The following is a 26,988-nucleotide window of genomic DNA, read 5'->3' as shown; positions in this document are numbered from 1 at the left end:
CGGCGTGTGCCGTCAGGCGCCGGTGACCTCGACCGCCGCCAGGTTCTTCTTGCCGCGGCGCAGCACCAGCCAGCGCCCGTGCAGCAGATCCTCCCGCGACGCGACCGCGTCCTCGGCGGTGACCTTCGTGTTGTTCACGTAGGCGCCGCCCTCCTTCACGGTCCGGCGGGCGGCCGACTTGCTCGCGACCAGGCCCGTCTCCGCGAACAGGTCCACCACCGGGCCGAGCTCCGCCACCTGGGCGTGCGGCAGCTCCGACAGGGCCGCGGCGAGCGTGGCCGCGTCCAGCTCCGCCAGGTCGCCCTGGCCGAACAGCGCCTTCGACGCGCCGATCACGGCGGCGCACTGCTCGGCGCCGTGCACCAGGGTGGTCAGCTCCTCCGCCAGCGCCCGCTGGGCGGCACGCGCCTGCGGCCGCTCGGCGGTCTGCGCCTCCAGCTCCTCCAGCTCCTCACGGGACTTGAAGGACAGGATCCGCATGTAGGTGGAGATGTCCCGGTCGTCCACGTTCAGCCAGAACTGGTAGAACGCGTACGGCGTGGTCATCTCCGGGTCGAGCCACACGGCCCCGCTCTCGGACTTGCCGAACTTGGTGCCGTCCGCCTTGACCATCAGCGGCGTCGCCAGCGCGTGCACGACCGCGCCCGGCTCGACCCGGTGGATCAGGTCGAGCCCGGCCGTCAGGTTGCCCCACTGGTCGGACCCGCCCTGCTGCAGCACGCAGCCGTAGCGCCGGTACAGCTCCAGGAAGTCCATGCCCTGGAGCAGCTGGTAGCTGAACTCGGTGTAGCTGATGCCCTGGTCGGAATCCAGCCGCTTGGCGACGGAGTCCTTCGTCAGCATCTTGTTCACGCGGAAGTGCTTGCCGATGTCCCGCAGGAACTCGATGGCGGACAGGCCCGCCGTCCAGTCCAGGTTGTTGACCATCAGGGCAGCGTTCTCGCCCTCGAAGGACAGGAAGGGCTCGATCTGGGTGCGCAGGCGCGCCACCCAGTTCGCGACGGTCTCCGGGTCGTTCAGCGTCCGCTCGGCCGTCGGCCGCGGGTCACCGATCTGCCCGGTGGCCCCGCCGACCAGCGCCAGCGGCCGGTGGCCGGCCTGCTGGAGCCGGCGCACGGTGAGCACCTGCACCAGGTGTCCCACGTGCAGCGAGGCCGCCGTCGGGTCGAAGCCGCAATAGAAGGTGACGGGACCGTCCGCGAAGGCCTTGCGCAGCGCTTCTTCGTCGGTGGACTGGGCGAAGAGCCCGCGCCACTTCAGTTCGTCGACGATGTCCGTCACGATCTCTCGACTCCTTACGATTTGTGGAAATGCCGTGCTCAGTCTAGGTCCGTCAGACGCCCTTGCTCACCGAACTCATGTTGAAGTCCGGGATGCGGACGGCGGGCATCGCGGCCCGCGTGAACCAGTCGCTCCATTCGCGCGGCAGGGTCTTCTCGGTGCGGCCGGCCTCCGAGGCCCGGGACAGCAGGTCCACGGGGGACTCGTTGAACCGGAAGTTGTTGACCTCGCCCACGACCTGCCCGTTCTCCACCAGGTAGACGCCGTCCCGGGTCAGGCCCGTGAGCAGCAGCGTCGCCGGATCCACCTCGCGGATGTACCACAGGCAGGTCAGCAGCAGGCCCCGCTCGGTCTCGGCGACCATCTCGTCGAGGGACTTCTCGCCCCCGCCGTCCAGGATGAGGTTGCCGAAGCCGGGGGAGAGGGGCAGGCCGGTCAGGCCGGCCGTGTGCCGGGTCGTGGACAGCCGGGACAGCACGCCGTCCTTGATCCACTCGGTCGCCGGGACGGGCAGGCCGTTGTCGAAGACCGAGGCGTCGTCGCCGGAGCTGTGCGCCACGACGAACGGCGCGGACTCCAGGCCCGGCGCGTTCGGGTCGCTGCGCAGGGTCAGCGGCAGCTCGGTCAGCCGCTCGCCGAGCCGGGTGCCGCCGCCGGGCTTGGAGAAGACCGTACGGCCCTCCACCGCGTCCCGGGCCGCCGCCGACCACATCTGGTAGATCATCAGGTCCGCCACGGCCGTCGGCGGCAGCAGCGTCTCGTACCGGCCCGCGGGCAGGTCGATCTTCCGCTCCGCCCAGCCCAGCCGGACGGCGAGCTCCGCGTCCAGCGCGGTGGGGTCCACGTCCTTGAAGTCCCGGGTGGACCGGCCCGTCCAGGCCGAGCGCCGGCGGTCCGGCGACTTCGCGTTGAGCTCCAGGGTGCCGGTGGGCTGGTCGTGGCGCAGCCGCAGCCCCGTGGAGGTGCCCACGTACGTGGAGACCAGCTCGTGGTGGGCGAAGCCGTACAGCTCCCGGCCGCCCGCCCGGGCCCGGGCGAAGGCCTCGCCGAGGGCCGGGGCGAAGTCCGCGAACACGGCGGAGCCGGTCTCGGCCGGGGCGTCGGCGAAGTCCGGTGAGGCCGGGGTCCCGGTGACCAGCGGCCGGGCGTCCTCGGCGGGACCCGCGCCCCGCGCGGCCGCCTCGGCGGACCGCACCAGCTCCTCCAGCTCGTCGGCGGTGACCGCCGAACGCGACACGACCCCCGAGGCCGTGCCCTCCTTGCCGTCCACGGTGGCGATGACCGTCAGGGTCCGCCCGCGGGTGACCCCGTTGGTGGTGAGGGCGTTGCCGGCCCAGCGCAGGTTGGCGCTCGACTCCTCGTCGGCGATGACGACGCATCCGTCGGCGGTGGACAGCTCCAGGGCCCGCTCGACGATCTCGTGCGGCTTGGTCGATCGGCTCATCGGCCGGCCTCCTGCGTGGTGTTCAGACTGTGCTGTCCCGGGTGGCGACCCCCGGACCCCCGGCGGATCCCGTGGTGGGCGTGCGCGCTCATCGGCCGGCCTCCTGCGTGGTGTTCAGGATGTTCACGTCGCGGAACAGCGCGGACGGGCAGCCGTGCGAGACGGCCGCGACCTGGCCCGGCTGGGCCTTGCCGCAGTTGAAGGCGCCACCCAGGACGTAGGTCTGCGGGCCGCCGACCTTCTCCATGGAGCCCCAGAACTCGGTGGTGGTGGCCTGGTAGGCGACGTCGCGCAGCTGACCGGCCAGCCTGCCGTTCTCGATCCGGAAGAAGCGCTGCCCGGTGAACTGGAAGTTGTAGCGCTGCATGTCGATCGACCAGGAGCGGTCGCCGACCACGTAGATCCCGCGCTCCACCCCGCCGATCAGGTCCTCGGTGGACAGCCCGCCCGGGTCCGGCTGGAGGGAGACGTTCGCCATCCGCTGGACGGGTACGTGCCCGGGGGAGTCCGCGAAGGCGCAGCCGTTGGAGCGGCCCAGCCCGGTCAGCTTCGCGATCCGCCGGTCCAGCTGGTAGCCGACCAGGGTGCCGTCCTTGACCAGGTCCCAGCTCTGCGCCTCGACGCCCTCGTCGTCGAAGCCGACGGTGGCCAGCCCGTGCTCCGCGGTCCGGTCACCCGTCACGTTCATGATCGGGGAGCCGTACGTGAGCTTGCCGAGCTGGTCGAAGGTGGCGAAGGAGGTGCCCGCGTACGCCGCCTCGTAGCCCAGCGCCCGGTCGAGCTCGGTGGCGTGGCCGATGGACTCGTGGATGGTGAGCCACAGGTTGGACGGGTCCACCACCAGGTTGTAGCGCCCGGCCTGCACGCTCGGCGCCCGCATCTTCTCGGCCAGCAGGCCGGGGATCTCCTCCAGCTCGGAGTCCCAGTCCCAGCCGGTGCCCGTCAGGTACTCCCAGCCGCGGCCGGCGGGCGGGGCGATGGTGCGCATGGAGTCGAACTCGCCGGTCGAGCCGTTGACGGCCACCGCCGTGAGCTGCGGGTGGATGCGGACCCGCTGCTGTGTGGTCGTGGTGCCCGCGGTGTCGGCGTAGAACTTGTTCTCGTGGACGGCGAGCAGCGAGGCGTCGACGTGCGCGACCCCGTCGGCCGCCAGCAGCCGCGAGCTCCAGTCGGCGAGCAGGGCGGCCTTCTCGGCGTCCGGCACCTCGAAGGGGTTGACGTCGTAGGCCGAGATCCACGTCCGGTCCGCGTGCACCGGCTCGTCCGCCAGCTCGACGCGCTCGTCCGAACCGGCTGCCTTGATCACCTGCGCGGACAGCTTCGCCATCGCCACGGCCTGCGACGCCACCCGGGCGGCGCCGTCCATGGTCAGGTCGACGCCGGAGGCGAAGCCCCAGCTGCCTCCGTGCACCACCCTGACCGCGTATCCGAGGTCGGTGGTGTCGGATCCGCCGGCGGGCTTGGCGTCGCGCAGGCGCCACGAGGCGCTGCGGATCCGCTCCAGCCGGAAGTCGGCATGCTCGGCGCCCAGCGCGCGGGCCCGGGCGAGCGCCGCGTCGGCGAGCGCCCGCAGGGGCAGCGCGGTGAAGGCCGCGTCGATGGAATGGGGCACGGAGGTCCTCCAGGGGTCGGGGACGGTCGCCCCGATCATGTCGCGATCGGGGGCCTCGTGCCTACATCTTTCTGTAGGGATTCGACAGAGCGCGTCCCAAGGCCCTGTCGGGGGTCGATTCTCCGTACGACCGCGCCGACCTATAGGTTTTCGGTATTCAGACCGCTAGCGAAAGGGTGATCCGTTGAGCCGCTCGGTTCTCGTCACCGGAGGAAACCGGGGCATCGGCCTCGCCATCGCCCGAGCCTTCGCGGAGGCCGGCGACAAGGTCGCGATCACGTACCGGTCGGGGGAGCCCCCGGAGGCGCTCACCTCGCTCGGCGTCCTGGCGGTGCGGTGCGACATCACCGACTCCGAGCAGGTGGAGCAGGCCTACAAGCAGATCGAGGACGCGCACGGCGCGGTCGAGGTCCTCGTGGCCAATGCGGGCATCACCAAGGACACGCTGCTGATGCGCATGTCCGAGGAGGACTTCGCCTCGGTCGTCGACACCAACCTCACCGGCACCTTCCGCGTGGTCAAGCGCGCGAACCGTGGCATGCTGCGCGCCAAGAAGGGCCGCGTCGTCCTGATCTCCTCGGTCGTCGGCCTCCTCGGCTCGGCCGGCCAGGCCAACTACGCGGCCTCCAAGGCCGCGCTCGTCGGCTTCGCCCGTTCCCTCGCCCGCGAGCTGGGCTCCCGCAACATCACCTTCAACGTCGTCGCCCCCGGCTTCGTGGACACCGACATGACGAAGGTCCTCACCGACGAGCAGCGCGCCGGCATCGTGGCTCAGGTGCCGCTCGCCCGCTACGCGCAGCCCGAGGAGATCGCGGCCGCCGTCAGCTTCCTGGCGTCCGACGACGCCGCGTACATCACCGGAGCCGTCATTCCCGTTGACGGCGGATTGGGCATGGGTCACTGATCACCATGAGCGGAATTCTCGAGGGCAAGCGCGTCCTCATCACCGGCGTGCTGATGGAGTCCTCCATCGCGTTCCACACCGCCCGGCTGGCCCAGGAGCAGGGCGCCGAGGTCATCCTCACCGCGTGGCCGCGCCCGTCGCTGACCGAGCGCATCGCCAAGAAGCTGCCCAAGCCGGTCAAGGTGATCGAGCTCGACGTCACCAACCAGGAGCACCTCGACCGCCTCGAGGGCCTCGTCCGCGACGAGCTCGGCGGCCTCGACGGCGTCGTCCACTCGATCGGCTTCGCCCCGCAGGACGCCCTCGGCGGCAACTTCCTGAACACCCCGTTCGAGTCGGTGGCCACCGCCATGCACGTCTCGGCGTTCTCGCTGAAGTCGCTGACCATGGCCTGCAAGCCGCTCTTCCCGGCGGAGGGCGCGGCCGTCGTCGGCCTCACCTTCGACGCGCAGTTCGCCTGGCCGCAGTACGACTGGATGGGCCCGGCCAAGGCCGCGCTGGAGGCCACCAGCCGCTACCTCGCCCGCGACCTGGGCAAGGAGAACATCCGCTGCAACCTGGTCTCGGCCGGTCCGCTCGGCTCGATGGCCGCGAAGTCCATCCCGGGCTTCTCGGACCTCGCGGACACCTGGAACCACCGCTCCATGCTGTCGTGGGACATGAGCGACCCGGAGCCCACCGGCCGCGGCGTCGTCGCCCTGCTGTCGGACTGGTTCCCGAAGACCACCGGCGAGATCGTCCACGTGGACGGCGGTCTGCACGCGATGGGTGCCTGATCCCCGATCAGGCCCCGTGCTCACGACGGCGACGGCCGCGCCCCCCTGCCGGGGGCGCGGCCGTCGCCGTTCCCGCGTGCCGGTCCACCGGGGTGCTCGATCGGATGTTCACCGGCCGATGGGATCTTCCCGAGTCGAAAACCCGGACAGATGCCTGCAAACTGGCCAGGTCGGGATCGCCCCGGCTCCTGCGGGGAGGAGTGGGAGTGCGTACGAGGCCGAGCCGAGCGGTATCGATACTGGTCACGTCGGTGATCCTGACCGGACTCCTGATCCCGGCGGTCGCCGCGCAGCCCGCGGGGGACGAACCGACCACCGGCCCGGAGGCGGTGGCGCCGGCCGTGGTGGACCTCTCCGACATCCCCGCGGAACCCCCCGCCCCGCCCCCGCGGCCCGCCGCCGGCGAGCTCTTCGGCGCCGACTGCGACACGTCCGTCGAGGGCTCCCAGGTGACGGCGCACTGCCACAACGCCTATCCCGAGACCGACCTGGTACGCCTGCACATCGAGTGCGACCGCTGGTGGGACCTGGACGGCGACGGCGCCGCCGTGGCCGTCGGCCCGGCCGGGCGCGTCGAGCTCACCGGCCGGTGCTGGAAAGAGGTCCGCGCCGCGTGGGTCAGCCACCGGCGGCCGTGACCGCGTCCCCCCGCCCGCCCTCGCCGAGGCAGGCGAACGGATAGCCCGCCGCCTCCGAGGCCGCCGTGTCCCCGTCACCCCGCCGGATCGCCTCGATCAGCCGGGCGTGGTCCAGGTGGGCCGCCGGGTGCAGCTCGGTGCCCACGTCGGTGCGCAGCCAGTCCGCCACCAGGTCCCCGAGGTCCGCGTACAGCTCGATCAGCACCTCGTTGTGCGAAGCCGTCACCACCGCCATGTGCAGGCCGACGTCCGCCGCGACGAACACCTCGGCGTCACCGCCCGCCCACGCCTCCTCCCGGCGCGCCAGCAGGGAGTCCAGCTGCGCCAGGTCCCGCTCGGTGCGCCGCTCGGCCGCCAGCCGGGCGGCCGAGGACTCCAGCGTCGAACGCAGCTCCGCGATGTGCCGGGGGTCGGCCCCGGCGAAGCGGCGGTGCATGACCCCGGCCAGCTCGCTGGTGGCCAGGACGTACGTCCCCGAACCCTGCCGGATGTCCAGGAGGCCGTTGTGCGCCAGGGCCCGCACGGCCTCGCGCACGGTGTTGCGGGCGACGCCCAGCAGCTCCACCAGCTCCGGCTCGGTGGGGATGCGGGCGCCGACCGGCCACTCGCCGGAGGTGATCTGGTTGCGCAGCTGGGCGATCACCTGATCGACGAGCGCGGAGCGCCGGGGCGAGGACAGTGGCATGGGTCCCTCTCGATACGGCCAGCGGACGACTGGACAACCAATCATCCCATGATTCTATGATGGATGGATGTCCGACGAAGATATACAGACCCTCGACCGGCCCACGACGGCCCGCACCACGACCCCCACCCCCGCCGAGACCTCCCCGCCGGCCTGGCTCGGCCCGCTGCTCATCGTCGGAATCGTGCTGGCCGCCCTCAACCTGCGCCCCGCCATCACCAGCCTCGGCGCCCTCTTCGAGGAGACCCGCACCGGCCTCGGCATGAGCGGCACCGTCGCCGGACTCATCACCTCCGTCCCCGCCCTGTGCTTCGCCGTCTTCGGCGTCACCGCGCCCCGCCTCTCCCGCCGCTTCGGCCCGGTCTCCGTCGTCTGCGCCGGCATGGCCGCCGTGGCCGCCGGACTGCTCGTACGGCCCTTCGCGACCGGCGCCGCCGGCTTCCTCGCCGCGAGCGCCCTCTCCCTGGCCGGCATCGCCCTCACCAACGTGCTGCTGCCGGTGATCGTCAAGCGCTACTTCCCGGACCGCGTCGGCACCATGACCGGCCTCTACTCCATGGCCCTCGCCGCCGGCACCTCGCTCGCCGCGGCCGCCACCGTGCCCCTGACCCAGGCCCTCGGCGGCAGCTGGCGCACCGGCCTGCTCGTATGGGCCTCCCTCGCCCTGGCCGCCGTCCTGCTGTGGCTGCCCATCGCCCGCGCCGCCCGGAACGCCGACCGGGCCGTCGCTCCCGCGCACCCCGCCGTCGGCGCGCCCCGGTACACCGCGGCCGGACCCCGCATCGTCCGCAGCCGCACCGCCTGGGCCCTCGCCTGCTACTTCGGCCTCCAGGCCACCGGCGCGTACATCACCATGGGCTGGCTCCCGCAGATCTTCCGCGACGCCGGGGTCTCCGCCTCCACCGCCGGCGTGCTCCTCGCCGTCACCATGGTCATGGGCGTCCCGCTGGCCTTCGTCATCCCCGGGCTCGCCGGCCGGATGAAGAACCAGGGCGCCATCGCCGTCACCCTCGGCGTCTTCGGCCTCATCGGCTACGCCGGCCTCTATGCCGCACCCGTCGCCGGAGCCTGGGCCTGGGCCCTCCTGCTCGGCGTCTCCAACTGCGCCTTCCCGCTCGTCATCACCATGATCGGACTGCGCGCCAAGTCCCCGGCCGGCGTGGTCAAGCTCTCCGCGTTCGCCCAGAGCACCGGCTACCTGATCTCCATCCCCGGCCCGCTCGTCGTCGGCACCCTCTACCAGCACAGCGGCGGCTGGGACCTCCCGCTCGCCCTGATGGCGGCCCTGCTCGTACCGCAGATCGCCCTGGGCGTGCTCGCAGGCAGGGACCGCACGATCGAGGACGAATGCGGCGTGCGAGACTGACGGGCATGTCCCCCGTACTCGAACCGAACCCCGAGGGCGGCCGCCGCAAGCTCGGCCTCGTCCTCGGCGCCATCCTCGCCATCACCGTGGTCATCTCCGTGATCGCCACCGTCGCCTCCCCCTGAGGGCGCCTCTCCCCGAGGGTTGGTGGGGATAACCCCACCAACCCCTAGGGGGCAGGGCTCAGGGTGAAGTGGGGTGTGCCCCGGATGGGAACCGCCGCCGCGAATCCATAGATTCGAAGGCAGCGAGCCAGTCCGGTCCACCACACCCACGGAGGCGGCCATGTCGGCCCCCACGCACATCCGGCCCCTCCCCGCCCCCCGCCGTACGCGGACCGCCATCGGCCCGAGCACCCGCCTGCACTGGTGGGCGCTGGCCCTGCCCGCCCTCGGCTTCTGCCTGCTCCTGCTGCTCCTCGCCGGATCCGGCGAGGCACACGCGGCGACCGGCGAGGTCTCCGGTCTCGTCCAGGTCGCGGAGCAGCTCCTGCGCGCCGTCGAGTGACCTCCCGAGCGCCCTCACCACCAGGGATGAGCCCCCTCAACACCCTGCGCCCCGTGGCCCGTTTCGTGCGAAGCTGGGAGCCATGAGCGCCGACACACCCCGCAGGATCGCCCTCCTCCGGCACGCCAAGGCCGACTGGCCCGATGTGTCCGACCACGACCGGCCGCTGGCCGACAGAGGCCGCAAGGACGCGCCGGCCGTCGGTCTGAAGCTCGCCGAGACCGGCATCGCCTTCGACCTGGCCCTCTGCTCCACCGCCGCCCGCACCCGGGAGACCTGGAAGCTCGCCGTCCAGGAGATGCCGCACCGGCCCAGGACCCACTACGAGGAGCGGATCTACGACGCCTCCCCGGGCGAGCTCGTCGCGCTGCTCAACGAGACCCCCGACGAGGTCCGCGACCTCCTCGTCATCGGCCACAACCCCGGCATGCACGCCCTCGCCGACCTGCTCACGGCACGCGCCGAGGGCGACACCCTGGCCCGCATGACCCGTACCGGCTTCCCGACCGCGGCGCTCGCCATCGTCTCGTTCACCGGCACGTGGAAGTCCGTGGAACACGGGGTCGGCACCCTGCTCGACTACTGGACCCCCAAGGGGCATTGACCCCGGAGGCATGCGAAGGGCCCCGGCGGCCGGACCGGCCGCCGGGGCCCTTCGCATGCCTCCGCAACGCGGCCGTCAGGCCAGGTCGGCGGCCTCGACCTCTTCGCGGGTGATCCCGAGCAGGTACAGCACCGCGTCCAGGAACGGCACGTTCACCGCCGTGTGCGCCGCCTCGCGGACCACCGGCTTGGCGTTGAACGCCACGCCCAGCCCCGCCGCGTTCAGCATGTCCAGGTCGTTGGCCCCGTCGCCGATGGCCACGGTCTGGGCCAGCGGCACACCCGCCTCGGTGGCGAAACGGCGCAGCAGCCGGGCCTTCCCCGCCCGGTCCACGATCTCGCCGGTGACCCGGCCCGTCAGCTTCCCGTCGACGATCTCCAGGGTGTTCGCCGAGGCGAAGTCCAGTCCCAGCCGCTCCCGCAGGTCGTCCGTCACCTGGGTGAACCCGCCGGAGACCACGCCCACCTGGTAGCCCAGCCGCTTCAGCGTGCGGATCAGCGTCCGCGCGCCCGGCGTCAGCTGCACCTCGGCGCGGACCTTGTCCACCACGGAGGCGTCCAGGCCCGCCAGCAGCGCCACCCGGGCGTGCAGCGACTGCTCGAAGTCCAGCTCGCCGCGCATGGCCCGCTCGGTGACCTCGGCGACCTCCGCCTCGCAGCCGGCGTGGGCGGCGAACAGCTCGATGACCTCGTCCTGGATGAGCGTGGAGTCCACGTCCATCACGACCAGCCGCTGGGCCCGGCGGTGCAGCCCGGCCGACACCACGGCCACGTCCACGCCGATGTGCGAGGCCGACGTGGCCAGCTCGGTGCGCAGCGGTTCCGTCTCCACGCCGGAGACCGCGAACTCCACCGCCGTCACCGGGTACTTCGCCAGCCGGAAGATACGGTCGATGTTGCCGCCGGTGCCGGTGATCTTCGCGGCGATGGCGGCCGTGGACTCCGCCGTGAGGGGGTGTCCCAGCACGGTGACGTGGGAGCGGCCGCTGCCGCGCGGCCGGTTGTCGCCCGTACCGGAGAGGATCTCCGCCTGCAGCTTGAGCGACTCGGCCCAGCTGTGGACGGTGGCCCGCAGGTCGCCCTCGGTGCCGCCGACGGGCATGGTGACGAGGGCGCACAGGACGATGCGGCCACGGGTGACGACCTGCTCGATGTCGACGACGTCGACGGAGTAGGCGGCGAGGGTGTCGAACAGCCCGGCGGTGATCCCGGGACGGTCCTTGCCGAAGATCTTGACGAGGAGGGTGGGGACGGCGGAGGTCTGCGATGCGCTCATGGTCCCCTCACCGTATCTTCCCGGCACCCCCGGCAGGACCCCCGTCCCACTTCCTGAACGTGCCGGTCACCCGCCCGTAACCGGCCGTCCCGCCGGTGGTCACCGCACCCCGGCCGGAAGCCGGCCCGGGGCATGACGGCGGGCGGTGTTCCCGGCTCCCCGCATCCGCGACCCCGAGTACCGGGACGCCGTCCCGGCGGCGCGTGGTTCCACCCGGGGCGAGACGTCCTCTATCTCCCCCTCCGGGTGCGTTTCGCCCCCGCCGCCCGGCGGCCGCGGACGCCCGGACACGGCCCGGATTCCACATACGGCTGCGGGCCTGAAATAGTTCCCCCGGATGTTCGCCATCCCTAGACTCCCTGACGTCATGGGGGAATCTCGGGGGACTTAAGTGGGGCTGGAGTGCCGGAACTCGTACTGGAATTGAACGGAAGGACCTGGACGCTCGATCCGTCCAGGTCGTACTCGCTGGGGCGCGATCCCCAGGGGGACGTGGTGATCGACGATGCCCGGGTGTCGTGGCGGCACGCCACCATCGCCTGGAACGGCCAGGGTTGGGGCATCGAGGACCACGGCAGCACCAACGGCACCTACGTGCACGGTGCCAGGGTCCAGCAGACGGCGCTGGTGCCCGGCACGCCCGTCCACCTGGGCAATGCCACCGACGGCCCGCGGCTGAACTTCAGCGCCACCGCGCCGCAGCCGGCCGTGGCCCAGCAGGGACAGCAGGCGCAGCAGGCCGCGCCCCAGGCGTACGCCCAGCCGCAGGCCCCGGCCTACCAGGTCCCGCAGCAGCCCCAGCAGCAGGCCCAGCAGGCCTGGAACCAGCAGCCGCAGCAGCAGGCGCATCAGCACCAGCCGCAGGCGCACCTTCCGCACCAGCAGGGCGGCGCCGCCGCGGCCCACCCGGCCCAGGGTGCGACGCCGGGCTACAGCGACCGCAGCCCGACCACCTTCCACCAGCTGTCGCTGGGCCACGTCATGCGGATCGGCCGTGCGCTGGAGAACGAGCTGGTGGTCTCCGACCTCCAGGTCTCCCGCCACCACGCCGAGTTCCACTCGATGCCCGGCGGCCGCTTCGAGATCCGCGACCTCGGCAGCCACAACGGCACCTACGTCAACGGCCAGGCGCTGCCCAAGTCCGGGACCCAGCTCCTCGGCCCGAACGACATCGTCGGCGTCGGCCACTCGACGTTCCGGATCGTCGGCGACCGCCTCGAGGAGTTCGTCGACACCGGTGAGGTCTCCTTCTCCGCCCGCCACCTCACGGTCACGGTCGACGGCGGCAAGCAGATCCTCAAGGACGTCACCTTCGGCGTCCCGGAGAAGTCGCTGATCGGCGTCATCGGCCCGTCCGGCTCCGGCAAGTCCACCCTGCTCAAGGCGCTGACCGGCTACCGGCCCGCCGACCAGGGCGACGTCCTGTACGACAACCGCAACCTGTACAAGCAGTTCGCGGAGCTCCGCCAGCGCATCGGCCTGGTCCCGCAGGACGACATCCTGCACAAGGAGCTGAGGGTCAGCACCGCGCTCAAGTACGCGGCCAAGCTCCGCTTCCCCGGCGACACCGCCGAGTCCGAGCGCGCCGCCCGCATCGACGAGGTGCTGCGCGAGCTCAAGCTGGACATCCACAAGGACAAGAAGATCACCGCGCTCTCCGGTGGCCAGCGCAAGCGCGTCTCCGTCGCGCTGGAGCTGCTCACCAAGCCGTCGCTGATCTTCCTGGACGAGCCCACCTCCGGCCTGGACCCGGGCATGGACCGCGACGTCATGCAGCTGCTGCGCGGCCTCGCCGACGACGGCCGCACGGTCCTCGTCGTCACGCACTCCGTCGCCGAGCTGTCGCTCTGCGACAAGCTGCTGGTCATGGCCCCGGGCGGGTCCGTCGCCTACTTCGGCCCGCCGGACGACGCCCTGAACTTCTTCGGCTACAGCACGTGGGCGGACGTCTTCTCGGCCTTCGAGAACTACCGCGACTACGACTGGGCCGGCCGCTGGAAGGGCTCCCAGCACTACCAGCTCTACGCCGCCGAGCTCGACGCGGTCGCCCCGCAGCCGGTCGTCATGCCCTCCGCCCAGCAGATGCGCCCGACCAAGCCGCAGGGCTGGGGCTCGCAGCTGTGGACGCTGATCCGCCGCTACGTCTCGGTGATCGCCTCGGACAAGGGCTTCATGGGCCTGATGCTGATCCTGCCGGCGGTCCTGGGCGTGGTCTCCACGGTCATCCCGGCGACCTTCGGCCTGGCGCCGCCGACCCCGCCGTCGCGGTTCAACGGCGACGCGGGCACGATCATGCTGATCCTCGCGGTCGGCATGTGCTTCTCGGGCGCCGCCAACTCGGTCCGTGAGCTGATCAAGGAACGGGTCATCTACGAGCGGGAACGCGCCACCGGCCTGTCCCGGTCGGCGTACCTCATGTCGAAGGTGATCGTCCTCGGCTTCATCACGGCCATCCAGGGCGTGATCATCTGCGCGATCGGCTTCGCCCCGCGCGAGCTTCCCGCCGAGGGCCTGCTGATGCCGCCGGCCGTCGAGCTGTGCGTGTCGGTCATCGCGCTCGGCTTCACCTCGATGATGTTCGGCCTGGTGATCTCCTCGCTGGTGAAGACCGCCGAGAAGACCATGCCGCTGCTGGTCATGTTCGCGATCGTCCAGGTCGTCTTCACCGGCATCCTCTTCCAGGTCTACGACTCCCCGGGCCTGGAGCAGTTCGCCTGGCTGATGCCGTCCCGCTGGGCCGTCGCCGCCGCGGGCACCACGCTGAACCTCGGCAAGCTCATGCCGCCGTGGGACCACGACAACCCGACCAACACCGACCCGCTCTGGGACGCCACGGTCGGCCAGTGGAGCCTGAACATCATCATCCTGCTGGCCCTGGGCATCGCCTGCGGCTTCCTGGTCCAGCGCCTGCTGCGCCGCCACGAGCCGGAGGTCATGCGCGCCGGCAAGTGACACCGGACGACACACACGCCGAAGGGCGGCACCCGGGATCCGGGTGCCGCCCTTCGGCGTGTGTGGGGTGGGGCGAGGACCGCCGCAGGCCTAGTAGGCGCTGTTGACGTTGTCCATCGAGCCGTAGCGGTCGGCCGCGTAGTTGCAGGCGGCGACGATGTTGGCGACCGGGTCGTACTGGTCGAACTTGGTGCCCTTGACGTGGTACGCCTTGAAGGTCGGGTAGATGACCTGGAGCAGACCCTTGCTGGGGATGCCGTTCCGGGCGTTGATGTCCCAGTTGTTGATCGCCATCGGGTTGCCGCTGGACTCACGCATGATGTTGCGGTGAATGCCGGCGTAGCTGCCCGGAATGCCCTCCTTCTTCATGATGAAGAGGGCTTCCTTGATCCAGCCGTCCAGGTTGTTGGCGAACACCGGGGTGCGGGCGGCGGCGCGGCTCGCGGCGGCCTTCTGCTCGCGCGCCTTCTTGGCGGCGGCAGCGGCCTTCGCCTTGGCGTCGGCGTCGGCCTTGGCCTTCGCGGCGACGGCGGCGGCCTTGGCGTTCGCGTCGGCGATGACCTGCTGGGTGGAGAGGTGGCCGTACAGCGCCTTCGTCTGGGTGCCGTTCACGGCCTGGGCCCAGGCGACGGGGGCGGCGGAGATGGTGGTCTCCGTCTCCGCGGCGTCGGCGGGAACCAGGGAGAAGGCGACGGCGGCGGCGCTGAGCGTCGCGACACCGGCGATGGACAGCTTGTGTGCCTTCGTCAGACGACTGTGACCGGGGGTGCGGGAAGCAGACATGGCGGGGCAACCTCTTCGAATAGCGGGGGCCGCAGGGAGGCGCCGTACGGATCCGGGATCCGCGGCGCCTGGCGACGGGAGCAATTCTTAGCGGCGGCAAAATCCTGTGGCAAAGGTGTGACGTACGATCCCGCTTAGTGGATCAGGGCCGCGCGCCGAGGCTCGATATACGGCCCCGGCGCTAGGCCCACCCGCACTGACAGGTCCTTTATGTATCCACTAGGGAGCTTCGTAAGTGATGTGGGTCCTATGCCGGGGCTCACACCGGACACCCGCCTGCTTCACTATGAGTGGCTTCAGCAATTCATTCCGTGACGGTTCTCATCCTTGAGTAGCAGATGGACGTCGCCGAACTCGTGCCAGAGGCACCCCCGGGCCAGCGCCTGGGTGTACCCGAGGCGTACGGCGGCCCGCCCCGCGACCGCCTCCAGCATCAGCAGGTGGGACGCCTCGGGCTCGTGCAGCCCGGTCAGCAGCCCGTCCACCACCCGCACCCCCCGCTCCGGGGTCACCACCAGATCCGTCCACCCCGCGGCGGGCCCCACCCGCCCCCGCCCGTCCGCCGCCGACTCCAGGGCCCGTACCGCCGTGGTCCCCACCGCGATCACCCGCCCTCCCGCCGCCCGGGCGGCGTTCACCAGCGCCGCCGTCGTCGCCGGGACCGCGTACCGCTCCGGGAAGGGCGGCTCGTGCGCCTCCTGCGAGGCCACCCCCGTGTGCAGGGTCAGCGGCGCGAACTGCACCCCGCGGCTCACCAGCCGCGCCACCAGCTCCGCCGTGAACGGCCGCCCGGCGCTCGGCATCTCCGCCGACCCCGACCCGTCGGCCGCCGGCAGCGCGAACACCGTCTGGTGCGCCGACAGCGGCTGGTCCCGCTCCGTGTACGCGTACCGGATCGGCCGCCCGTGCTCCCGCAGCAGCGCCGGCACCCCGTACGGCACGGGGGAGGGGCGGGCCCACCACAGCCGGTCCGCGCCCGCGGCCAGCGGCTCCTCCAGGACCAGGCGGCCGCCGCCCGGCAGCTCCACCACCGCCCCCGCCGGCCCCCCGGCGTGCGGCCGGGTCGTCCCCCGGCCGGCCGGGGTGCGCAGCTCCACCGCCCAGCGCCCGTCGTCCCCCCGGGTCGAGAAGTGCACCACCAGGTCCTCGCCGCCCAGCCGGGCGTCGACCGCGGCCGCCAGGGTGGCCGAGGTGTTCACCACCAGCACGTCCCCGGCCCGCAGCAGCCCCGGCAGCTCCCGGAAGGCGTGCAGCGACACCCGCTCCGCGCCCCGGGACACCAGGAGCCGCACGGCGTCCCGCCCTGCACCCGGACTCCGCTGCTCGGCCGGGACGCGCGCCAGTAGTTCGCGAGGAATGTCCCTTATATACAGTCCCCCCTCCTCCCGGACCGACCCCCGGCCCGTGACCCCGCTCATCGCCCCGCCCCAGCGGCCAGACCCTCCGCCGTGTACCGCCCGCCCGGCAGGCCCTCGTCCAGCAGCCGCAGCAGCACCGCGGCCACCTCCTCCGGCGCCGGCAGCCCCGCCAGATCCTCGCCGGGCTCGGCCGCCGCCATCATCCGCGTCCGCATCGACCCCGGATCCGCCCACCACACCCGCAGCCCCGGCTCCTCCGCCGCGAGCACCGCCGACACCAGGTCCCCCGCCGCCTTGGTCGCCCCGTACGCCCCCCACGTCGCGTACGCCACCACCGCCGCGTCCGAGCTGATGTTCAGCACCGCCCCGGCCCGCGCCGCCCGCAGCAGCGGCAGCCCCTCCTGGACCAGTCCCAGCGCACCCACCACGTTGACCTCGAACGCCTCCCGCAGCCCCGACAGCGGCTGGGCGGCCAGCGGCACCAGCGGCTCCGCCCCCAGCACCCCCGCGTTGTTCACCAGCAGGTCCAGCCCGCCCAGCTCCCGCGCCGCGGCCACCAGCGCCGCCCGGTACGCCCCCGAGGACACGTCCCCGGCCACCGCGACCACCCGCGGCCCCTCCCCGCCCGGCCGCCGCAACCCCGCCGCCGCCTCCTCCAGCGCCCGCCCACCGCGCGCACCCAGCACCAGGTCCCAGCCGCGCGCGGCCAGCTCCCCGGCCAGCGCCCGGCCCAGCCCCCGCGAAGCCCCCGTCACGATCGCCACCGACATGACCGCACCCTCATCCTTCGTACCGATCAACAGATGACCCCACCGTAGGAACGGGCCACCCGCCGCCGGATCGGTCGCCGGCCCCACCCCGGAAGGACCTTGGACCTACGCCCACAGGCCCCCTCCCCCCTCCCTCCCGCGCCCGATCCCCGCAGGTCACGGCCGCGGGTACGGTGACCCCATGACCGCCAGCCACCCGCAGGGCGGACCCCACAGCGGCCTCGCCGCCGTGAGCACCGCGCTGCTCGCCATGAGCCGCCGCCTGGAGGTCCGCGACGTCCTGCGCACGATCGTCGTGTCGGCCCGCGAACTCCTGGACGCCGAGTACGCGGCCCTGGGCGTCCCGGACGACCACGGCGGCTTCGCCCAGTTCGTCGTCGACGGGATCAGCGCCGAACAGTGGCGCAGCATCGGCCCGCTGCCCCGCCAGCACGGCATCCTCGCCGCGATGCTCCACGAGGACGGCCCCGAGCGCCTGGCCGACGTGCGCCAGGACCCCCGCTTCGAGGGCTGGCCCTCCGCACACCCCGAGATGTCGGACTTCCTGGGCATGCCCGTCCGCGACGGCGAGGAGACCCTCGCCGCCCTCTTCCTGGCGAACAAGCGCGGCACGCCGCACGGCGGCGGCTTCACCGACGAGGACCAGGAACTCCTCTCCCTCCTCGCCCAGCACGCCGCGATCGCCCTCACCAACGCCCGCCTCTACGAACGCAGCCGCGAACTCACCATCGCGGAGGAACGCTCCCGCCTCGCGCACGAGCTCCACGACGCCGTCAGCCAGAAGCTCTTCTCGCTGCGCCTCACCGCCCAGGCCGCCGCCGCCCTCGTCGACCGCGACCCGGGCCGCGCCAAGGACGAGCTCCAGCAGGTGGCCGTCCTCGCCGCGGAGGCCGCCGACGAACTGCGCGCCGCCGTGACCGAGCTGCGCCCGGCCGCCCTCGACGACGACGGCCTCGTCGCCACCCTGCGCACCCACGTCCAGGTCCTCGACCGCGCGCACACCGCCCGCGTCACCTTCACCTGCGACGGCGTACGGGCGCTGCCCGCGGCCCAGGAGGAAGCACTGCTGCGCGTCGCCCAGGAGGCCCTCCACAACGCCCTGCGCCACTCGGACGCGGACCGCGTCGAGGTGACCCTGACCCGGACGCCCGCGGGCGGCGCCGTCCTCGCGGTCACCGACTCCGGCAAGGGCTTCGACCCGGGCACGGTCCGGCGGGCGGGCCGCCACCTCGGACTCGTGTCCATGCGGGACCGCGCCGCCGGGGCCGGCGGCCGGCTCGCCGTGCACTCGGCGCCCGGACGGGGCACCACGATCGAGATGGAGGTCCCCGGTGGCTGACAGCACCGGCCGAACCGGCAGCCGTATCCGCGTCCTGCTCGTGGACGACCACCAGGTCGTCCGCCGGGGCCTGCGCACCTTCCTGGAGGTCCAGGACGACATCGAGGTGGTCGGAGAGGCGTCCGACGGGGAGGAGGGCATCGCCCGCGCCGAGGAACTGCGCCCCGACGTGGTCCTCATGGACGTCAAGATGCCCGGCACCGACGGCATCGAGGCGCTGCGCCGGCTGCGCGCGCTGGCGAACCCCGCCCGGGTGCTGATCGTCACCAGCTTCACGGAACAGCGGACCGCGGTCCCCGCCCTGCGGGCCGGCGCGGCGGGTTACGTCTACAAGGACATCGACCCCGACGCCCTCGCCGGGGCCGTCCGCTCGGTCCACGCCGGCCACGTCCTGCTCCAGCCGGAGGTGGCCGAGGCCCTGCTCGCACAGGAGGAGCAGGGTCCGGCGGCGGGCCGGCCGGGCTCGCTGACCGACCGGGAGCGCGAGGTCCTGTGCCTGATCGCTGACGGCCGCTCCAACCGTGAGATCGCGCGCGCCCTGGTCCTGTCGGAGAAGACGGTCAAGACCCACGTCTCGAACATCCTGATGAAGCTGGACCTTTCCGACCGGACCCAGGCCGCATTGTGGGCGGTCAGGCACGGAATCGGCGCGTAGGGATGCCCCAATCGGACCGTCTGCTTCCGGTCAGGGATTCATACGGTCGGGTGTATGTAGCCCACATGGCGTATCCGGGGCGCCGGGCGACCGTTCTCCATGGCGTGCCGCGACGGCTGGTCGCGGACGACGTACTGGAGGACGAGAACGTGAAGAACTTCAAGAAGGCCGCAGCAGTCACCATGATCGCGGGCGGGCTCCTCGCCGCCGGCGCCGGTGTCTCCTCGGCGCACGGCGGTGCGTCGGCGGAGGGCGAGGCCCTGAACTCGCCCGGCGTGGCCTCCGGAAACCTCCTTCAGGTCCCGGTCCAGGTCCCCGTGAACGTCGTGGGCAACACCGCTACCGTGATCGGCCTGCTCAACCCCGCCTTCGGCAACAGCGGCGTGAACGCCTGACCCCCCGCACGGCCTGACCCCGCCCGCGCGGCCCCGCTTCCTCCCCTCTCCCCGGGAAGCGGGGCCGCGTCGGTGCGTCCGGGTGACGGCCACGGGGCGGACGGGGGCCGTCCCGCGCCCCCGGCGCGAGCCTCACCCGGGCACACCGCAGTCGGCCCTACCGTGCCCCGCATGACCAGGAACCGGGACGTCTGCCGCCGCGCCGCCGCCGCACTCGCCGTGACGCTGGCCCTGACCGGCCTGCCGGACCGACCGCAGGCCCACGCGGCCACGGGCCCCGCCGTGACCGGTCCCGCCGTGCGCCCCGACCGGGCCGCCCCCGGCCGGGTGTACGTCGCGAACCTCCACTCCGACACCGTCTCCGTCGTCGACCCCCGCACGGGCACCGTCACGGACACCGTCCCCGTGGGCGACGCCCCCGACAGCGTGGCCGTCAGCCCCGACGGCGCCCGCGTCTACGTCACGAACTCCGCGGCGGACACCGTGTCCGTGATCGACACCCGCACCATGACCGTCACGGGAACGGTCGCGGTCGGTCGCGAACCGAGCAGGGTGACCGTCTCCCCGGACAACCGGAAGGTCTACGTCTCCAACGTCGCCTCGGGCGAGGTCTCGGTCATCAGCACCCGCACCCGCACCGTCACGGACACCATCGCCGTGGGCGGCGCCCCCCTGGGCCTCGCCGTCACACCGGACTCCCGCACCCTGTACGTCGCCGACGCGGGCTCCGACGAGGTCGCGGTGATCCGCACCGCCGACGGCACGGTCACCGGCACCCTGCCCGCGGGCGGCGGACCCACCGCCCTCGCCCTGGCACCCGACGGCCGCCACCTCTACGTCTCGAACCTCACCACCGACGACGTGTCGGTCCTCGACCTCCGGCGCGGCACGGAAACGGCCCGCGTCCCGGTCGGCGACCAGCCCGCGGGCATCGGGGTACGACCGGACGGCCGCCGCGTCTACGTCGCCGACCTCGGATCGGACACGGTGTCCGTCATCGACCCGCGCGCCGGCACCGTCACGGACACCGTCCCCGTGGGCGACACCCCCAACGGCCTCGCCGTCGCCCCGGACGGCTCGCGCGTCCACGTCGCCGACTTCGGCTCGGACACCCTCTCGGTGATCGACACCCGCACGGCCACGACCCTCCGCACCGTCCCGGTGGGCTCCGGCCCCACCGGCGTGGCCACCACCCCACACCCCTGATCCGGGGCCGCGGGGCCCGGCACGGCACCTCGCCGCGTTGCCGAAACGCCCGGACAGCTCCGCCATCGGGGCGCTCCGGCGCCCTGCGACGCACCGCACCGGGCCCCGCGGCCCCACCGAACCTGGTCCGCCGGACCTAGTGCTGCTCCACCGCCGCGTTGTACGCCGCCACCAGCGCCCGCCGGGCCACCCGTTCCACCGGACGCAGGGCCTCCGCCCGCGCCGCCATCTCCGACGCGGCCACCGCACCCCCGTGCCCGCTCTCGCACGCCAGCGACACCATCAGGTCCACCCGCTGCGCCAGCGCCAGCACCCGGACCGCCCGCGGCGGATAGCCCGGGGCCAGGGTGTCCCGCCCCGCCTCCGCCCGCGCCCGGTACGCCGACAGCGCGGCCTCCGCCGCCGGACCCGAACCCGCCACGTCCAGCCGGGTCAGCACCACCGTCGCCTCGCGCAGCGCCTCTGCCAGCTCCCGCTCCGCCTCGCCGAGCGAGGGCACGTCCGCCGGCGGGGCCTCCCGTACCGGCAGGCAGTGCCACGTCACCGACACGTGGACGTCCCCGGCCGGCCCCGCCTCCGAGACCTCCGGCACCAGCCCGAGCGCCGCCCCCACCGCGACGACCGCCTCCTCGGCCTCCAGGGCCCGCGCGTTGAACTCCGGCGGCCCGCTCAGCCCCAGCGGATGCCCCGGCACCGGCAGTGCCACCCGCATCCCGCTCACCCCCAGCGCCCGCAGCCGGCCCAGCGCCAGGGTCAGCCCGACCGGACCCGTCTCGCCCGGCAGCCCCTCCACCCGGTGCACGGCGTCCTCGCCCACGATCGACATCGCGGCCTCGTCGGGCGAGACCAGACCGGCCAGCAGCGCGTTCCCCCAGGCGGCCAGCCGCCCTGAACGTGGTTCGAAAAGCATCCCCCCACTTTACGGATCGCCACCCGCATCGGGCCCCGGCCCCGGAGCCCGCCCCGAGTGGCGTAGGTTTTCCCCTGGGGCTGGGTCTACCGGCGCACAGACAACCGTGACTGCAAGGGGTGACAACACGCTCATGAGCGATGTTCTGGAGCTGGTGGACGTATCCGTGGTCCGCGAGGGCCGGGCTCTCGTGGACCAGGTCTCCTGGTCGGTGAAGGAGGGGGAGCGCTGGGTGATCCTCGGCCCCAACGGCGCCGGCAAGACCACACTGCTCAACCTCGCCTCCAGCTACCTCTTCCCCACCAAGGGCAGCGCCACCATCCTCGGCAGCACCCTCGGCAAGGTCGACGTCTTCGAGCTGCGCCCTCGCATCGGCGTGGCCGGCATCGCCATGGCCGACAAGCTGCCCAAGCGGCAGACCGTCCTGCAGACCGTGCTCACCGCCGCCTACGGCATGACGGCCACCTGGCAGGAGGAGTACGAGGAGGTCGACGAGCTGCGTGCCCGCGCCTTCCTCGACCGCCTCGGCATGACCGAGTACCTCGACCGGAAGTTCGGCACCCTCTCCGAGGGCGAGCGCAAGCGCACCCTGATCGCCCGCGCCCTGATGACCGACCCCGAGCTGCTGCTCCTCGACGAGCCCGCCGCCGGCCTGGACCTCGGCGGCCGCGAGGACCTCGTACGCCGTCTCGGCCGGCTCGCCCGCGACCCGCTCGCCCCCTCCATGATCATGGTCACGCACCACGTCGAGGAGATCGCGCCCGGCTTCACCCACGTGCTGATGATCCGCCAGGGCAAGGTCGTCGCCGCCGGCCCCATCGACCTCGAACTGACCTCCCGCAACCTCTCCCTCTGCTTCGGCCTCCCGCTGGTCGTCGAGCGCACGGAGCACGACCGCTGGTCCGCCCAGGGCCTGCCCCTGCGCTAGGCCGTCCTCCGGATCCTGCCGGGCCCGCGCCGCCGACGGGCCCCGGATCCGAACACCCGTCCCGCACAACGGACATCGCGCCACCGCACCCTGTCCCGACCGCGCCCGGCCGACCTACCATGAACACGTGGACATCGACGCGTGGGTGTGGTGGCTCATCGGCGCGGTCGGACTGGGCATCCCCCTGGTCCTGACCGCCATGCCGGAATTCGGCATGTTCGCCGTCGGGGCGGTCGCGGCCGCCGTCACGGCGGCCCTCGGCGGGGGAGTGGTGGCCCAGGTCCTGGTCTTCGTGGTGGTCTCGGTCGCGCTCATCGCCGTGGTCCGCCCCATCGCCAACCGGCACCGCGACCAGCGTCCCCAACACCGCAGCGGTGTCGACGCGTTGAAGGGCAGGACCGCCGTCGTCCTCGAACGCGTCGACGGCAGCGGAGGACGCATCAAGCTCGCCGGGGAGATCTGGTCCGCGCGCAGCCTCGACGCGGACACCAGCTTCGAACCCGGCCAGTCCGTCGACGTGGTGGAGATCGACGGGGCGACCGCCGTCGTGATGTGACAAGCAGCCTGCTCGCGGCCCACAGGTCTGCGAGACTCCGATCAACGGGGCAGCACAGACAGCCGGAAGGGCACGGGGAACCGCATGCAACCGATCATCATCGTCCTGATCATTCTGGTGGTTCTGGTCTTCATCGCACTGGTCAAGACGATCCAGGTGATCCCGCAGGCCAGCGCCGCCATCGTCGAGCGGTTCGGCCGCTACACCCGCACGCTCAACGCGGGACTCAACATCGTCGTCCCGTTCATCGACTCCATCCGCAACCGGATCGACCTGCGTGAACAGGTCGTCCCGTTCCCGCCGCAGCCCGTCATCACCCAGGACAACCTGGTCGTCAACATCGACACCGTCATCTACTACCAGGTGACCGACGCGCGGGCCGCGACCTACGAGGTCGCCAGCTACATCCAGGCGATCGAGCAGCTCACCGTCACCACGCTGCGCAACATCATCGGCGGCATGGACCTGGAGCGGACCCTCACCTCCCGCGAGGAGATCAACGCGGCCCTGCGCGGAGTCCTCGACGAGGCCACCGGCAAGTGGGGCATCCGCGTCAACCGCGTCGAGCTCAAGGCCATCGAGCCGCCGACCTCCATCCAGGACTCGATGGAGAAGCAGATGCGCGCCGACCGCGACAAGCGCGCCGCGATCCTCCAGGCGGAGGGTGTCCGCCAGTCGGAGATCCTGCGCGCCGAGGGCGAGAAGCAGTCCTCGATCCTGCGCGCCGAAGGCGAGGCCAAGGCCGCCGCCCTCAAGGCCGAGGGCGAGGCCCAGGCGATCCGCACCGTCTTCGAGTCCATCCACGCCGGCGACGCCGACCAGAAGCTCCTGGCCTACCAGTACCTCCAGATGCTCCCGAAGATCGCCGAGGGAGACGCCAACAAGCTCTGGATCGTCCCCAGCGAGATCGGCGACGCGCTCAAGGGCCTGTCCGGAGCCATGGGCAACTTCGGCCCGCTGGGCGGAGGTTCGGGCTTCAACCCGCAGAACTCCGGCAAGGGCTCCGGCGGCGGCGCCGGCACGGCCGACAAGGGCGGCGCTGAACGCCGCGAACAGCCCCCGATCGACTGACCACCACCCCCTCCTGCATGATCAGTGAGGCCCCTCGACCTTCATGGCGGGGAGGCGACTCACTCATGCAAAGGGGATGGCACCGTCCATGTCCGTCTGGGAAATGCTCGCGGTCTTCGCCGCCGGTGTCGGAGCCGGCACCATCAACACCATCGTCGGCTCCGGCACCCTCATCACCTTCCCGGTGCTGCTGGCCACGGGCCTGCCACCGGTCACCGCCAACGTCTCCAACACCCTGGGACTGGTGCCCGGTTCCATCAGCGGAGCCATCGGCTACCGCAGGGAGCTCAAGGGGCAGCGCTCCCGCATCCTGCGCCTCGGCTCGGTCTCCCTCGTCGGCGGTCTGGCCGGCGCGGCCCTGCTCCTCGCCCTGCCGTCCGACTCCTTCGACACGATCGTGCCCGTCCTGATCGGACTCGCCCTGGTCCTCGTCGTGCTCCAGCCCCGGCTCGCCGCCGCGCTGCGCAGACGCCAGGAAGCCGCCGGAGGCGACGCGGGACACCCCGACGGAGGCCCCGCCCTGCTCGGCGGCATGCTGTTCTCCAGCGCCTACGGCGGCTACTTCGGCGCCGCCCAAGGGGTTCTCTACTTGGCCCTGATGGGGCTGCTGCTCCGCGACGACATGCAACGGATCAACGCCGTCAAGAACGTCATCGCCGCACTCGTCAACGGCATCGCGGCCGTCTTCTTCCTCTTCGTCGCGGAGTTCGACTGGACGGCCGTGCTCCTCATCGCCGTGGGCTCCACCATCGGTGGACAGATCGGGGCCAAGGTCGGCCGGCGGCTGTCGCCGACCGTCCTGCGCGGGGTCATCGTGACCGTCGGACTCGTCGCGATCGTGCAACTCCTGGTCCGCTGAGCGACGTAGGCGTACGGAGACATACGTAGAAGAACTACGTCACCGACGTCGCCCAGCACAGGACCCCTACGAGGCGGACCGCTCCAGCCAGTCCGGCAGCGCATCCTGCCCGGCCACACCCAGCGCCAGCAGCATGGCGTCCGCCGGAGACGGCACGAACGGCTTCCGGAGGAGCGGCATCCCCGCCTCCTCCGGAGTCCGGGCCGCCTTGCGGTGGTTGTCCTCCGCGCAGGAGGCCACCGTGTTCAGCCAGGTGTCCCCACCGCCCTGGGCCCGGGGCAGCACATGGTCCACCGTCGTCGCGCGCTTCCCGCAGTACGCGCATCTGTGCTGGTCACGGACCAGCACCCCCCTCCGCGACCACGGAGCATGTCTTCGGAAGGGCACCCGTACGTACCGGCAGAGCCTGATCACCCGGGGCATCGGGAGGTCCATCGTCGCGGCGCGCACACGCAGATCGGGATGCGACTGTTCGACCACGGCCTTGTCCTGGAGGACCAGGACCACGGCTCGATTCAGCGTCACCGTCGACAGCGGCTCGAAGCTCGCATTCAGCACCAGCGTGTCCCGCATCTCGCCCACCTCCCGTGTGCAGGCCCGCGACCTCCCTGGCGGCAGGGCCCGCAACCACTCTGGCCGCGCGCGCCACGCGGGACAACGCAATAAAAATGCCCGGTCCTGGCCTTCTTTAGACCAGGACCGGGCAAACGCTCGGAGAACGATCAGCGCGCGAGCGGCGCCTCGTACTCACCGACGAGCTGCGCCCGCCCGAGGGCGTGGAACCGCAGATGGAACCCGACGACCGCCGGCGAGGAGTCCTCGTCCGGGCCGAGCTGCTCGCGGTCCACCGCGTACACGGTGAAGACGTAGCGGTGCCGCTCCCCGCGCGGCGGGGCCGCGCCGCCGAAGTCCCGCGTGCCGTAGTCGTTGCGCGCGTGCACGGCTCCCTCGGGCAGCCCCGGGAAGTCCCCGCTGCCCGCGCCGGCCGGCAGCTCCGTCACGGACACGGGCAGGTCGAAGAGCACCCAGTGCCAGAACCCGCTGCCCGTGGGCGCGTCCGGGTCGAAGCAGGTCACGGCGAAGCTCTTGGTGCCCTCGGGGAAGCCCTCCCAGCGCAGCTGCGGCGAGACGTTCTTGCCCGTGAGGACCTGTGCCGCGTGCAGATCGGCCCCGTGGGCGACGTCCTCGCTCGTCACCGTGAAGGACGCGACCTCGGGGTGGAAGTCGTGCGGAAGGGGCGCCCTGCTCTGCTCTGACACTGCTGAACCTCCGGAAGCGGGGGAAAGACATCGGACCGTGCGGCCGTCCGCGGACGGCCGCACTGCCGAGCCTAGAACCAGTTGCGCTGCGAACCGACTCCGGCGATCCACTGGTTCAGGTACGCCGCCCAGTCCGTCCCCTCGTACGACTGCAGCCCCACCTGGAAGCAGCGGTAGGTGTCGCTGCCCTCGCTGAACAGACCGGGCTTCTTGTCCATCTCCAGGACGACGTCCATCTCCCGGCCGTCGGAGATGAAGGTCAGCTCGACCTGGTTCAGCCCGCGGTACTGCGACGGCGGCAGGAACTCGATCTCCTGGTAGAACGGCAGCGTCTGGCGGGTGCCCCGGATGTGACCCCGCTCCATGTCCGCGCTGCGGAAGGTGAAGCCCAGCTGGCGGAAGGCGTCCAGGATCGCCTGCTGCGCCGGCACCGGGTGCACGTTGATCGCGTCGAGGTCGCCGGCGTCGACCGCGCGCGCGATCTCCAGCTCCGTGCTGACGCCGATGTTCATGCCGTGCAGGTGCTGACCGCCGAAGTGGGTGATCGGCGTCTCCCAGGGGATCTCCATGGCGAACGGCACCACGTGCAGCGCGCCGGCCTGGACCTGGAACGCACCGCCGAGCCGCTGCTTGGTGAAGACGACGTCCTGCTTGTACTCCTGGTCCCCGCCCTCGACCTCGACCCGCGCCTGCAGCCCGACGGACAGCCCCTCGATCTGCTGCTCCACGGATCCGCCCTGGATCCGGACCTCGCCCTGGACGATCCCGCCCGGGACGACGTTCGGCTCGGTGATGATCGTGTCCACCGAAGCACCACCGGCACCCAGGCTCGCGAACAGCTTCTTGAAGCCCATG

At 72.2% G+C, this 26,988-nt stretch carries 28 protein-coding genes; 16 read left to right on the top strand and 12 right to left on the bottom strand.

Translation table 11 applies throughout. The annotated features are described in order from the left end of the window. Positions 1-12 precede the first annotated feature (12 nt). The 3 genes from tyrS to ACPU2J_RS08265 form a co-directional block, all read right to left on the bottom strand. Positions 13-1,281 carry a tyrosine--tRNA ligase gene (gene tyrS / locus ACPU2J_RS08275; RefSeq protein WP_361604638.1) on the bottom strand — a complete coding sequence of 423 codons (1,269 nt, stop codon included), beginning with the start codon at positions 1,279-1,281 and terminating at the stop codon, positions 13-15. 52 nt (positions 1,282-1,333) lie between these two features. Then, positions 1,334-2,725 (bottom strand): metallopeptidase TldD-related protein, encoded by a 1,392-nt coding sequence (locus tag ACPU2J_RS08270; RefSeq protein ID WP_420081207.1) that lies wholly within the window; start codon positions 2,723-2,725, stop codon positions 1,334-1,336. Positions 2,726-2,813: 88 nt separating this feature from the next. Further along, positions 2,814-4,376, bottom strand: a complete 1,563-nt coding sequence (locus tag ACPU2J_RS08265) for a TldD/PmbA family protein (protein ID WP_423833017.1) — start codon at positions 4,374-4,376, stop codon at positions 2,814-2,816. A gap of 145 nt (positions 4,377-4,521) precedes the next feature. Here ACPU2J_RS08265 and fabG point away from each other — a divergent pair, with 145 nt between their 5' ends. The 3 genes from fabG to ACPU2J_RS08250 all read left to right on the top strand — a co-directional run bounded on the left by fabG (position 4,522) and on the right by ACPU2J_RS08250 (position 6,655). Next, a complete protein-coding gene (gene fabG, locus ACPU2J_RS08260) occupies positions 4,522-5,241 on the top strand; it encodes a 3-oxoacyl-[acyl-carrier-protein] reductase (protein ID WP_361604648.1) in 720 nt (239 codons plus the stop codon). Positions 5,242-5,246: 5 nt separating this feature from the next. Further along, on the top strand, positions 5,247-6,017 hold the full coding sequence (fabI, locus tag ACPU2J_RS08255; protein WP_361604651.1) for an enoyl-ACP reductase FabI: 771 nt from the start codon (positions 5,247-5,249) through the stop codon (positions 6,015-6,017). A gap of 251 nt (positions 6,018-6,268) precedes the next feature. Then, positions 6,269-6,655, top strand: coding sequence for a hypothetical protein (locus ACPU2J_RS08250; RefSeq protein ID WP_399315480.1), 387 nt, complete (start codon positions 6,269-6,271; stop codon positions 6,653-6,655). Here ACPU2J_RS08250 and ACPU2J_RS08245 read toward each other — a convergent pair. Next, a complete protein-coding gene (locus tag ACPU2J_RS08245; protein ID WP_420081208.1) occupies positions 6,636-7,340 on the bottom strand; it encodes a FadR/GntR family transcriptional regulator in 705 nt (234 codons plus the stop codon). The genes ACPU2J_RS08250 and ACPU2J_RS08245 overlap by 20 nt on opposite strands. 67 nt (positions 7,341-7,407) lie before the next feature. Here ACPU2J_RS08245 and ACPU2J_RS08240 point away from each other — a divergent pair, with 67 nt between their 5' ends. The 4 genes from ACPU2J_RS08240 (at position 7,408) to ACPU2J_RS08225 (ending at position 9,817) form a co-directional block, all read left to right on the top strand. Further along, entirely contained in the window at positions 7,408-8,706 is a 1,299-nt protein-coding gene (locus tag ACPU2J_RS08240) for a CynX/NimT family MFS transporter (RefSeq protein WP_420081209.1), read from the top strand. A 5-nt stretch (positions 8,707-8,711) separates the two neighbouring features. Beyond that, positions 8,712-8,831 carry an SGM_5486 family transporter-associated protein gene (locus ACPU2J_RS08235; RefSeq protein ID WP_361604660.1) on the top strand — a complete coding sequence of 40 codons (120 nt, stop codon included), beginning with the start codon at positions 8,712-8,714 and terminating at the stop codon, positions 8,829-8,831. A 160-nt stretch (positions 8,832-8,991) separates the two neighbouring features. Continuing rightward, positions 8,992-9,213: a hypothetical protein gene (locus ACPU2J_RS08230; RefSeq protein ID WP_420081210.1), complete on the top strand. Its 222-nt coding sequence runs from the start codon at positions 8,992-8,994 to the stop codon at positions 9,211-9,213. Between the two features lie 82 nt (positions 9,214-9,295). Further along, on the top strand, positions 9,296-9,817 hold the full coding sequence (locus tag ACPU2J_RS08225) for a SixA phosphatase family protein (protein WP_361604666.1): 522 nt from the start codon (positions 9,296-9,298) through the stop codon (positions 9,815-9,817). A 75-nt stretch (positions 9,818-9,892) separates the two neighbouring features. On the opposite strand, the gene serB is transcribed toward ACPU2J_RS08225, so the two are convergent. Next, positions 9,893-11,092, bottom strand: coding sequence for a phosphoserine phosphatase SerB (gene serB / locus ACPU2J_RS08220; protein WP_365073954.1), 1,200 nt, complete (start codon positions 11,090-11,092; stop codon positions 9,893-9,895). Between the two features lie 402 nt (positions 11,093-11,494). On the opposite strand from serB, the gene ACPU2J_RS08215 reads away from it, so the two are divergent. Beyond that, positions 11,495-14,044: an FHA domain-containing protein gene (locus ACPU2J_RS08215; RefSeq protein WP_420081211.1), complete on the top strand. Its 2,550-nt coding sequence runs from the start codon at positions 11,495-11,497 to the stop codon at positions 14,042-14,044. Positions 14,045-14,134: 90 nt separating this feature from the next. Here the strand turns inward: ACPU2J_RS08215 and ACPU2J_RS08210 are convergent, their stop codons facing one another. From ACPU2J_RS08210 to ACPU2J_RS08200, 3 genes are all read right to left on the bottom strand, one after another. Then, positions 14,135-14,827, bottom strand: a complete 693-nt coding sequence (locus ACPU2J_RS08210; RefSeq protein ID WP_420081212.1) for a transglycosylase SLT domain-containing protein — start codon at positions 14,825-14,827, stop codon at positions 14,135-14,137. Between the two features lie 296 nt (positions 14,828-15,123). Continuing rightward, entirely contained in the window at positions 15,124-16,245 is a 1,122-nt protein-coding gene (locus ACPU2J_RS08205) for an S-adenosylmethionine:tRNA ribosyltransferase-isomerase (RefSeq protein WP_420081213.1), read from the bottom strand. Further along, the gene (locus ACPU2J_RS08200; RefSeq protein WP_420081214.1) at positions 16,242-16,955 is read right to left on the bottom strand and encodes an SDR family NAD(P)-dependent oxidoreductase; all 714 of its coding nucleotides are present in this window, start codon (positions 16,953-16,955) and stop codon (positions 16,242-16,244) included. The genes ACPU2J_RS08205 and ACPU2J_RS08200 overlap by 4 nt, the downstream gene beginning before the upstream one ends. 181 nt (positions 16,956-17,136) lie before the next feature. Here ACPU2J_RS08200 and ACPU2J_RS08195 point away from each other — a divergent pair, with 181 nt between their 5' ends. The 4 genes from ACPU2J_RS08195 to ACPU2J_RS08180 all read left to right on the top strand — a co-directional run bounded on the left by ACPU2J_RS08195 (position 17,137) and on the right by ACPU2J_RS08180 (position 20,550). Further along, positions 17,137-18,294: a GAF domain-containing sensor histidine kinase gene (locus tag ACPU2J_RS08195; protein ID WP_361604684.1), complete on the top strand. Its 1,158-nt coding sequence runs from the start codon at positions 17,137-17,139 to the stop codon at positions 18,292-18,294. Continuing rightward, positions 18,287-18,949, top strand: a complete 663-nt coding sequence (locus ACPU2J_RS08190; protein WP_420081215.1) for a response regulator — start codon at positions 18,287-18,289, stop codon at positions 18,947-18,949. Before ACPU2J_RS08195 ends, ACPU2J_RS08190 begins: the two co-directional genes overlap by 8 nt. Before the next feature lie 149 nt (positions 18,950-19,098). Continuing rightward, positions 19,099-19,344 (top strand): chaplin, encoded by a 246-nt coding sequence (locus ACPU2J_RS08185; protein WP_420082474.1) that lies wholly within the window; start codon positions 19,099-19,101, stop codon positions 19,342-19,344. A gap of 171 nt (positions 19,345-19,515) precedes the next feature. Next, positions 19,516-20,550, top strand: coding sequence for a beta-propeller fold lactonase family protein (locus ACPU2J_RS08180; protein ID WP_423833016.1), 1,035 nt, complete (start codon positions 19,516-19,518; stop codon positions 20,548-20,550). Between the two features lie 136 nt (positions 20,551-20,686). Here ACPU2J_RS08180 and ACPU2J_RS08175 read toward each other — a convergent pair whose 3' ends face one another. Beyond that, a complete protein-coding gene (locus ACPU2J_RS08175; RefSeq protein WP_420081217.1) occupies positions 20,687-21,460 on the bottom strand; it encodes a hypothetical protein in 774 nt (257 codons plus the stop codon). A gap of 133 nt (positions 21,461-21,593) precedes the next feature. Here ACPU2J_RS08175 and ACPU2J_RS08170 point away from each other — a divergent pair, with 133 nt between their 5' ends. From ACPU2J_RS08170 to ACPU2J_RS08155, 4 genes are all read left to right on the top strand, one after another. Then, the gene (locus ACPU2J_RS08170; protein ID WP_420081218.1) at positions 21,594-22,388 is read left to right on the top strand and encodes an ABC transporter ATP-binding protein; all 795 of its coding nucleotides are present in this window, start codon (positions 21,594-21,596) and stop codon (positions 22,386-22,388) included. 127 nt (positions 22,389-22,515) lie between these two features. Further along, a complete protein-coding gene (locus tag ACPU2J_RS08165) occupies positions 22,516-22,944 on the top strand; it encodes an NfeD family protein (RefSeq protein ID WP_420081219.1) in 429 nt (142 codons plus the stop codon). Between the two features lie 84 nt (positions 22,945-23,028). Then, positions 23,029-24,015, top strand: coding sequence for an SPFH domain-containing protein (locus tag ACPU2J_RS08160; RefSeq protein ID WP_361604702.1), 987 nt, complete (start codon positions 23,029-23,031; stop codon positions 24,013-24,015). Positions 24,016-24,103: 88 nt separating this feature from the next. Next, positions 24,104-24,874, top strand: a complete 771-nt coding sequence (locus ACPU2J_RS08155; protein WP_365073929.1) for a sulfite exporter TauE/SafE family protein — start codon at positions 24,104-24,106, stop codon at positions 24,872-24,874. A gap of 66 nt (positions 24,875-24,940) precedes the next feature. Here ACPU2J_RS08155 and ACPU2J_RS08150 read toward each other — a convergent pair whose 3' ends face one another. From ACPU2J_RS08150 to ACPU2J_RS08140, 3 genes are all read right to left on the bottom strand, one after another. After that, complete coding sequence (locus tag ACPU2J_RS08150) at positions 24,941-25,447, bottom strand: HNH endonuclease (protein WP_361604708.1); 507 nt, start codon at positions 25,445-25,447, stop codon at positions 24,941-24,943. Between the two features lie 149 nt (positions 25,448-25,596). Next, positions 25,597-26,133 carry a YbhB/YbcL family Raf kinase inhibitor-like protein gene (locus tag ACPU2J_RS08145; RefSeq protein WP_420081221.1) on the bottom strand — a complete coding sequence of 179 codons (537 nt, stop codon included), beginning with the start codon at positions 26,131-26,133 and terminating at the stop codon, positions 25,597-25,599. 71 nt (positions 26,134-26,204) lie between these two features. Further along, positions 26,205-26,987: a sporulation protein gene (locus ACPU2J_RS08140; protein WP_361604714.1), complete on the bottom strand. Its 783-nt coding sequence runs from the start codon at positions 26,985-26,987 to the stop codon at positions 26,205-26,207. Position 26,988 lies beyond the last annotated feature (1 nt).

Source organism: Streptomyces manipurensis (assembly GCF_049570255.1).
Classification (GTDB): domain Bacteria; phylum Actinomycetota; class Actinomycetes; order Streptomycetales; family Streptomycetaceae; genus Streptomyces; species Streptomyces manipurensis.
This window is presented reverse-complemented; position numbering and strand designations above follow the sequence as displayed.

Coding starts and splice junctions, on each gene's coding strand:
- ACPU2J_RS08265 (WP_423833017.1), bottom strand. CDS start 4,376: ATGATCGGGGCGACCGTCCCCGACCCCTGGAGGACCTCCGTGCCCCAT.
- ACPU2J_RS08150 (WP_361604708.1), bottom strand. CDS start 25,447: ATGCGGGACACGCTGGTGCTGAATGCGAGCTTCGAGCCGCTGTCGACG.
- ACPU2J_RS08225 (WP_361604666.1), top strand. CDS start 9,296: ATGAGCGCCGACACACCCCGCAGGATCGCCCTCCTCCGGCACGCCAAG.
- ACPU2J_RS08270 (WP_420081207.1), bottom strand. CDS start 2,725: ATGAGCCGATCGACCAAGCCGCACGAGATCGTCGAGCGGGCCCTGGAG.
- ACPU2J_RS08160 (WP_361604702.1), top strand. CDS start 23,029: ATGCAACCGATCATCATCGTCCTGATCATTCTGGTGGTTCTGGTCTTC.
- ACPU2J_RS08195 (WP_361604684.1), top strand. CDS start 17,137: ATGACCGCCAGCCACCCGCAGGGCGGACCCCACAGCGGCCTCGCCGCC.
- ACPU2J_RS08200 (WP_420081214.1), bottom strand. CDS start 16,955: ATGTCGGTGGCGATCGTGACGGGGGCTTCGCGGGGGCTGGGCCGGGCG.
- ACPU2J_RS08245 (WP_420081208.1), bottom strand. CDS start 7,340: ATGCCACTGTCCTCGCCCCGGCGCTCCGCGCTCGTCGATCAGGTGATC.
- ACPU2J_RS08235 (WP_361604660.1), top strand. CDS start 8,712: ATGTCCCCCGTACTCGAACCGAACCCCGAGGGCGGCCGCCGCAAGCTC.
- ACPU2J_RS08140 (WP_361604714.1), bottom strand. CDS start 26,987: ATGGGCTTCAAGAAGCTGTTCGCGAGCCTGGGTGCCGGTGGTGCTTCG.
- fabI (WP_361604651.1), top strand. CDS start 5,247: ATGAGCGGAATTCTCGAGGGCAAGCGCGTCCTCATCACCGGCGTGCTG.
- ACPU2J_RS08230 (WP_420081210.1), top strand. CDS start 8,992: ATGTCGGCCCCCACGCACATCCGGCCCCTCCCCGCCCCCCGCCGTACG.
- serB (WP_365073954.1), bottom strand. CDS start 11,092: ATGAGCGCATCGCAGACCTCCGCCGTCCCCACCCTCCTCGTCAAGATC.
- ACPU2J_RS08205 (WP_420081213.1), bottom strand. CDS start 16,245: ATGAGCGGGGTCACGGGCCGGGGGTCGGTCCGGGAGGAGGGGGGACTG.
- ACPU2J_RS08210 (WP_420081212.1), bottom strand. CDS start 14,827: ATGTCTGCTTCCCGCACCCCCGGTCACAGTCGTCTGACGAAGGCACAC.
- ACPU2J_RS08180 (WP_423833016.1), top strand. CDS start 19,516: ATGACCAGGAACCGGGACGTCTGCCGCCGCGCCGCCGCCGCACTCGCC.
- ACPU2J_RS08175 (WP_420081217.1), bottom strand. CDS start 21,460: ATGCTTTTCGAACCACGTTCAGGGCGGCTGGCCGCCTGGGGGAACGCG.
- ACPU2J_RS08155 (WP_365073929.1), top strand. CDS start 24,104: ATGTCCGTCTGGGAAATGCTCGCGGTCTTCGCCGCCGGTGTCGGAGCC.
- ACPU2J_RS08240 (WP_420081209.1), top strand. CDS start 7,408: ATGTCCGACGAAGATATACAGACCCTCGACCGGCCCACGACGGCCCGC.
- ACPU2J_RS08170 (WP_420081218.1), top strand. CDS start 21,594: ATGAGCGATGTTCTGGAGCTGGTGGACGTATCCGTGGTCCGCGAGGGC.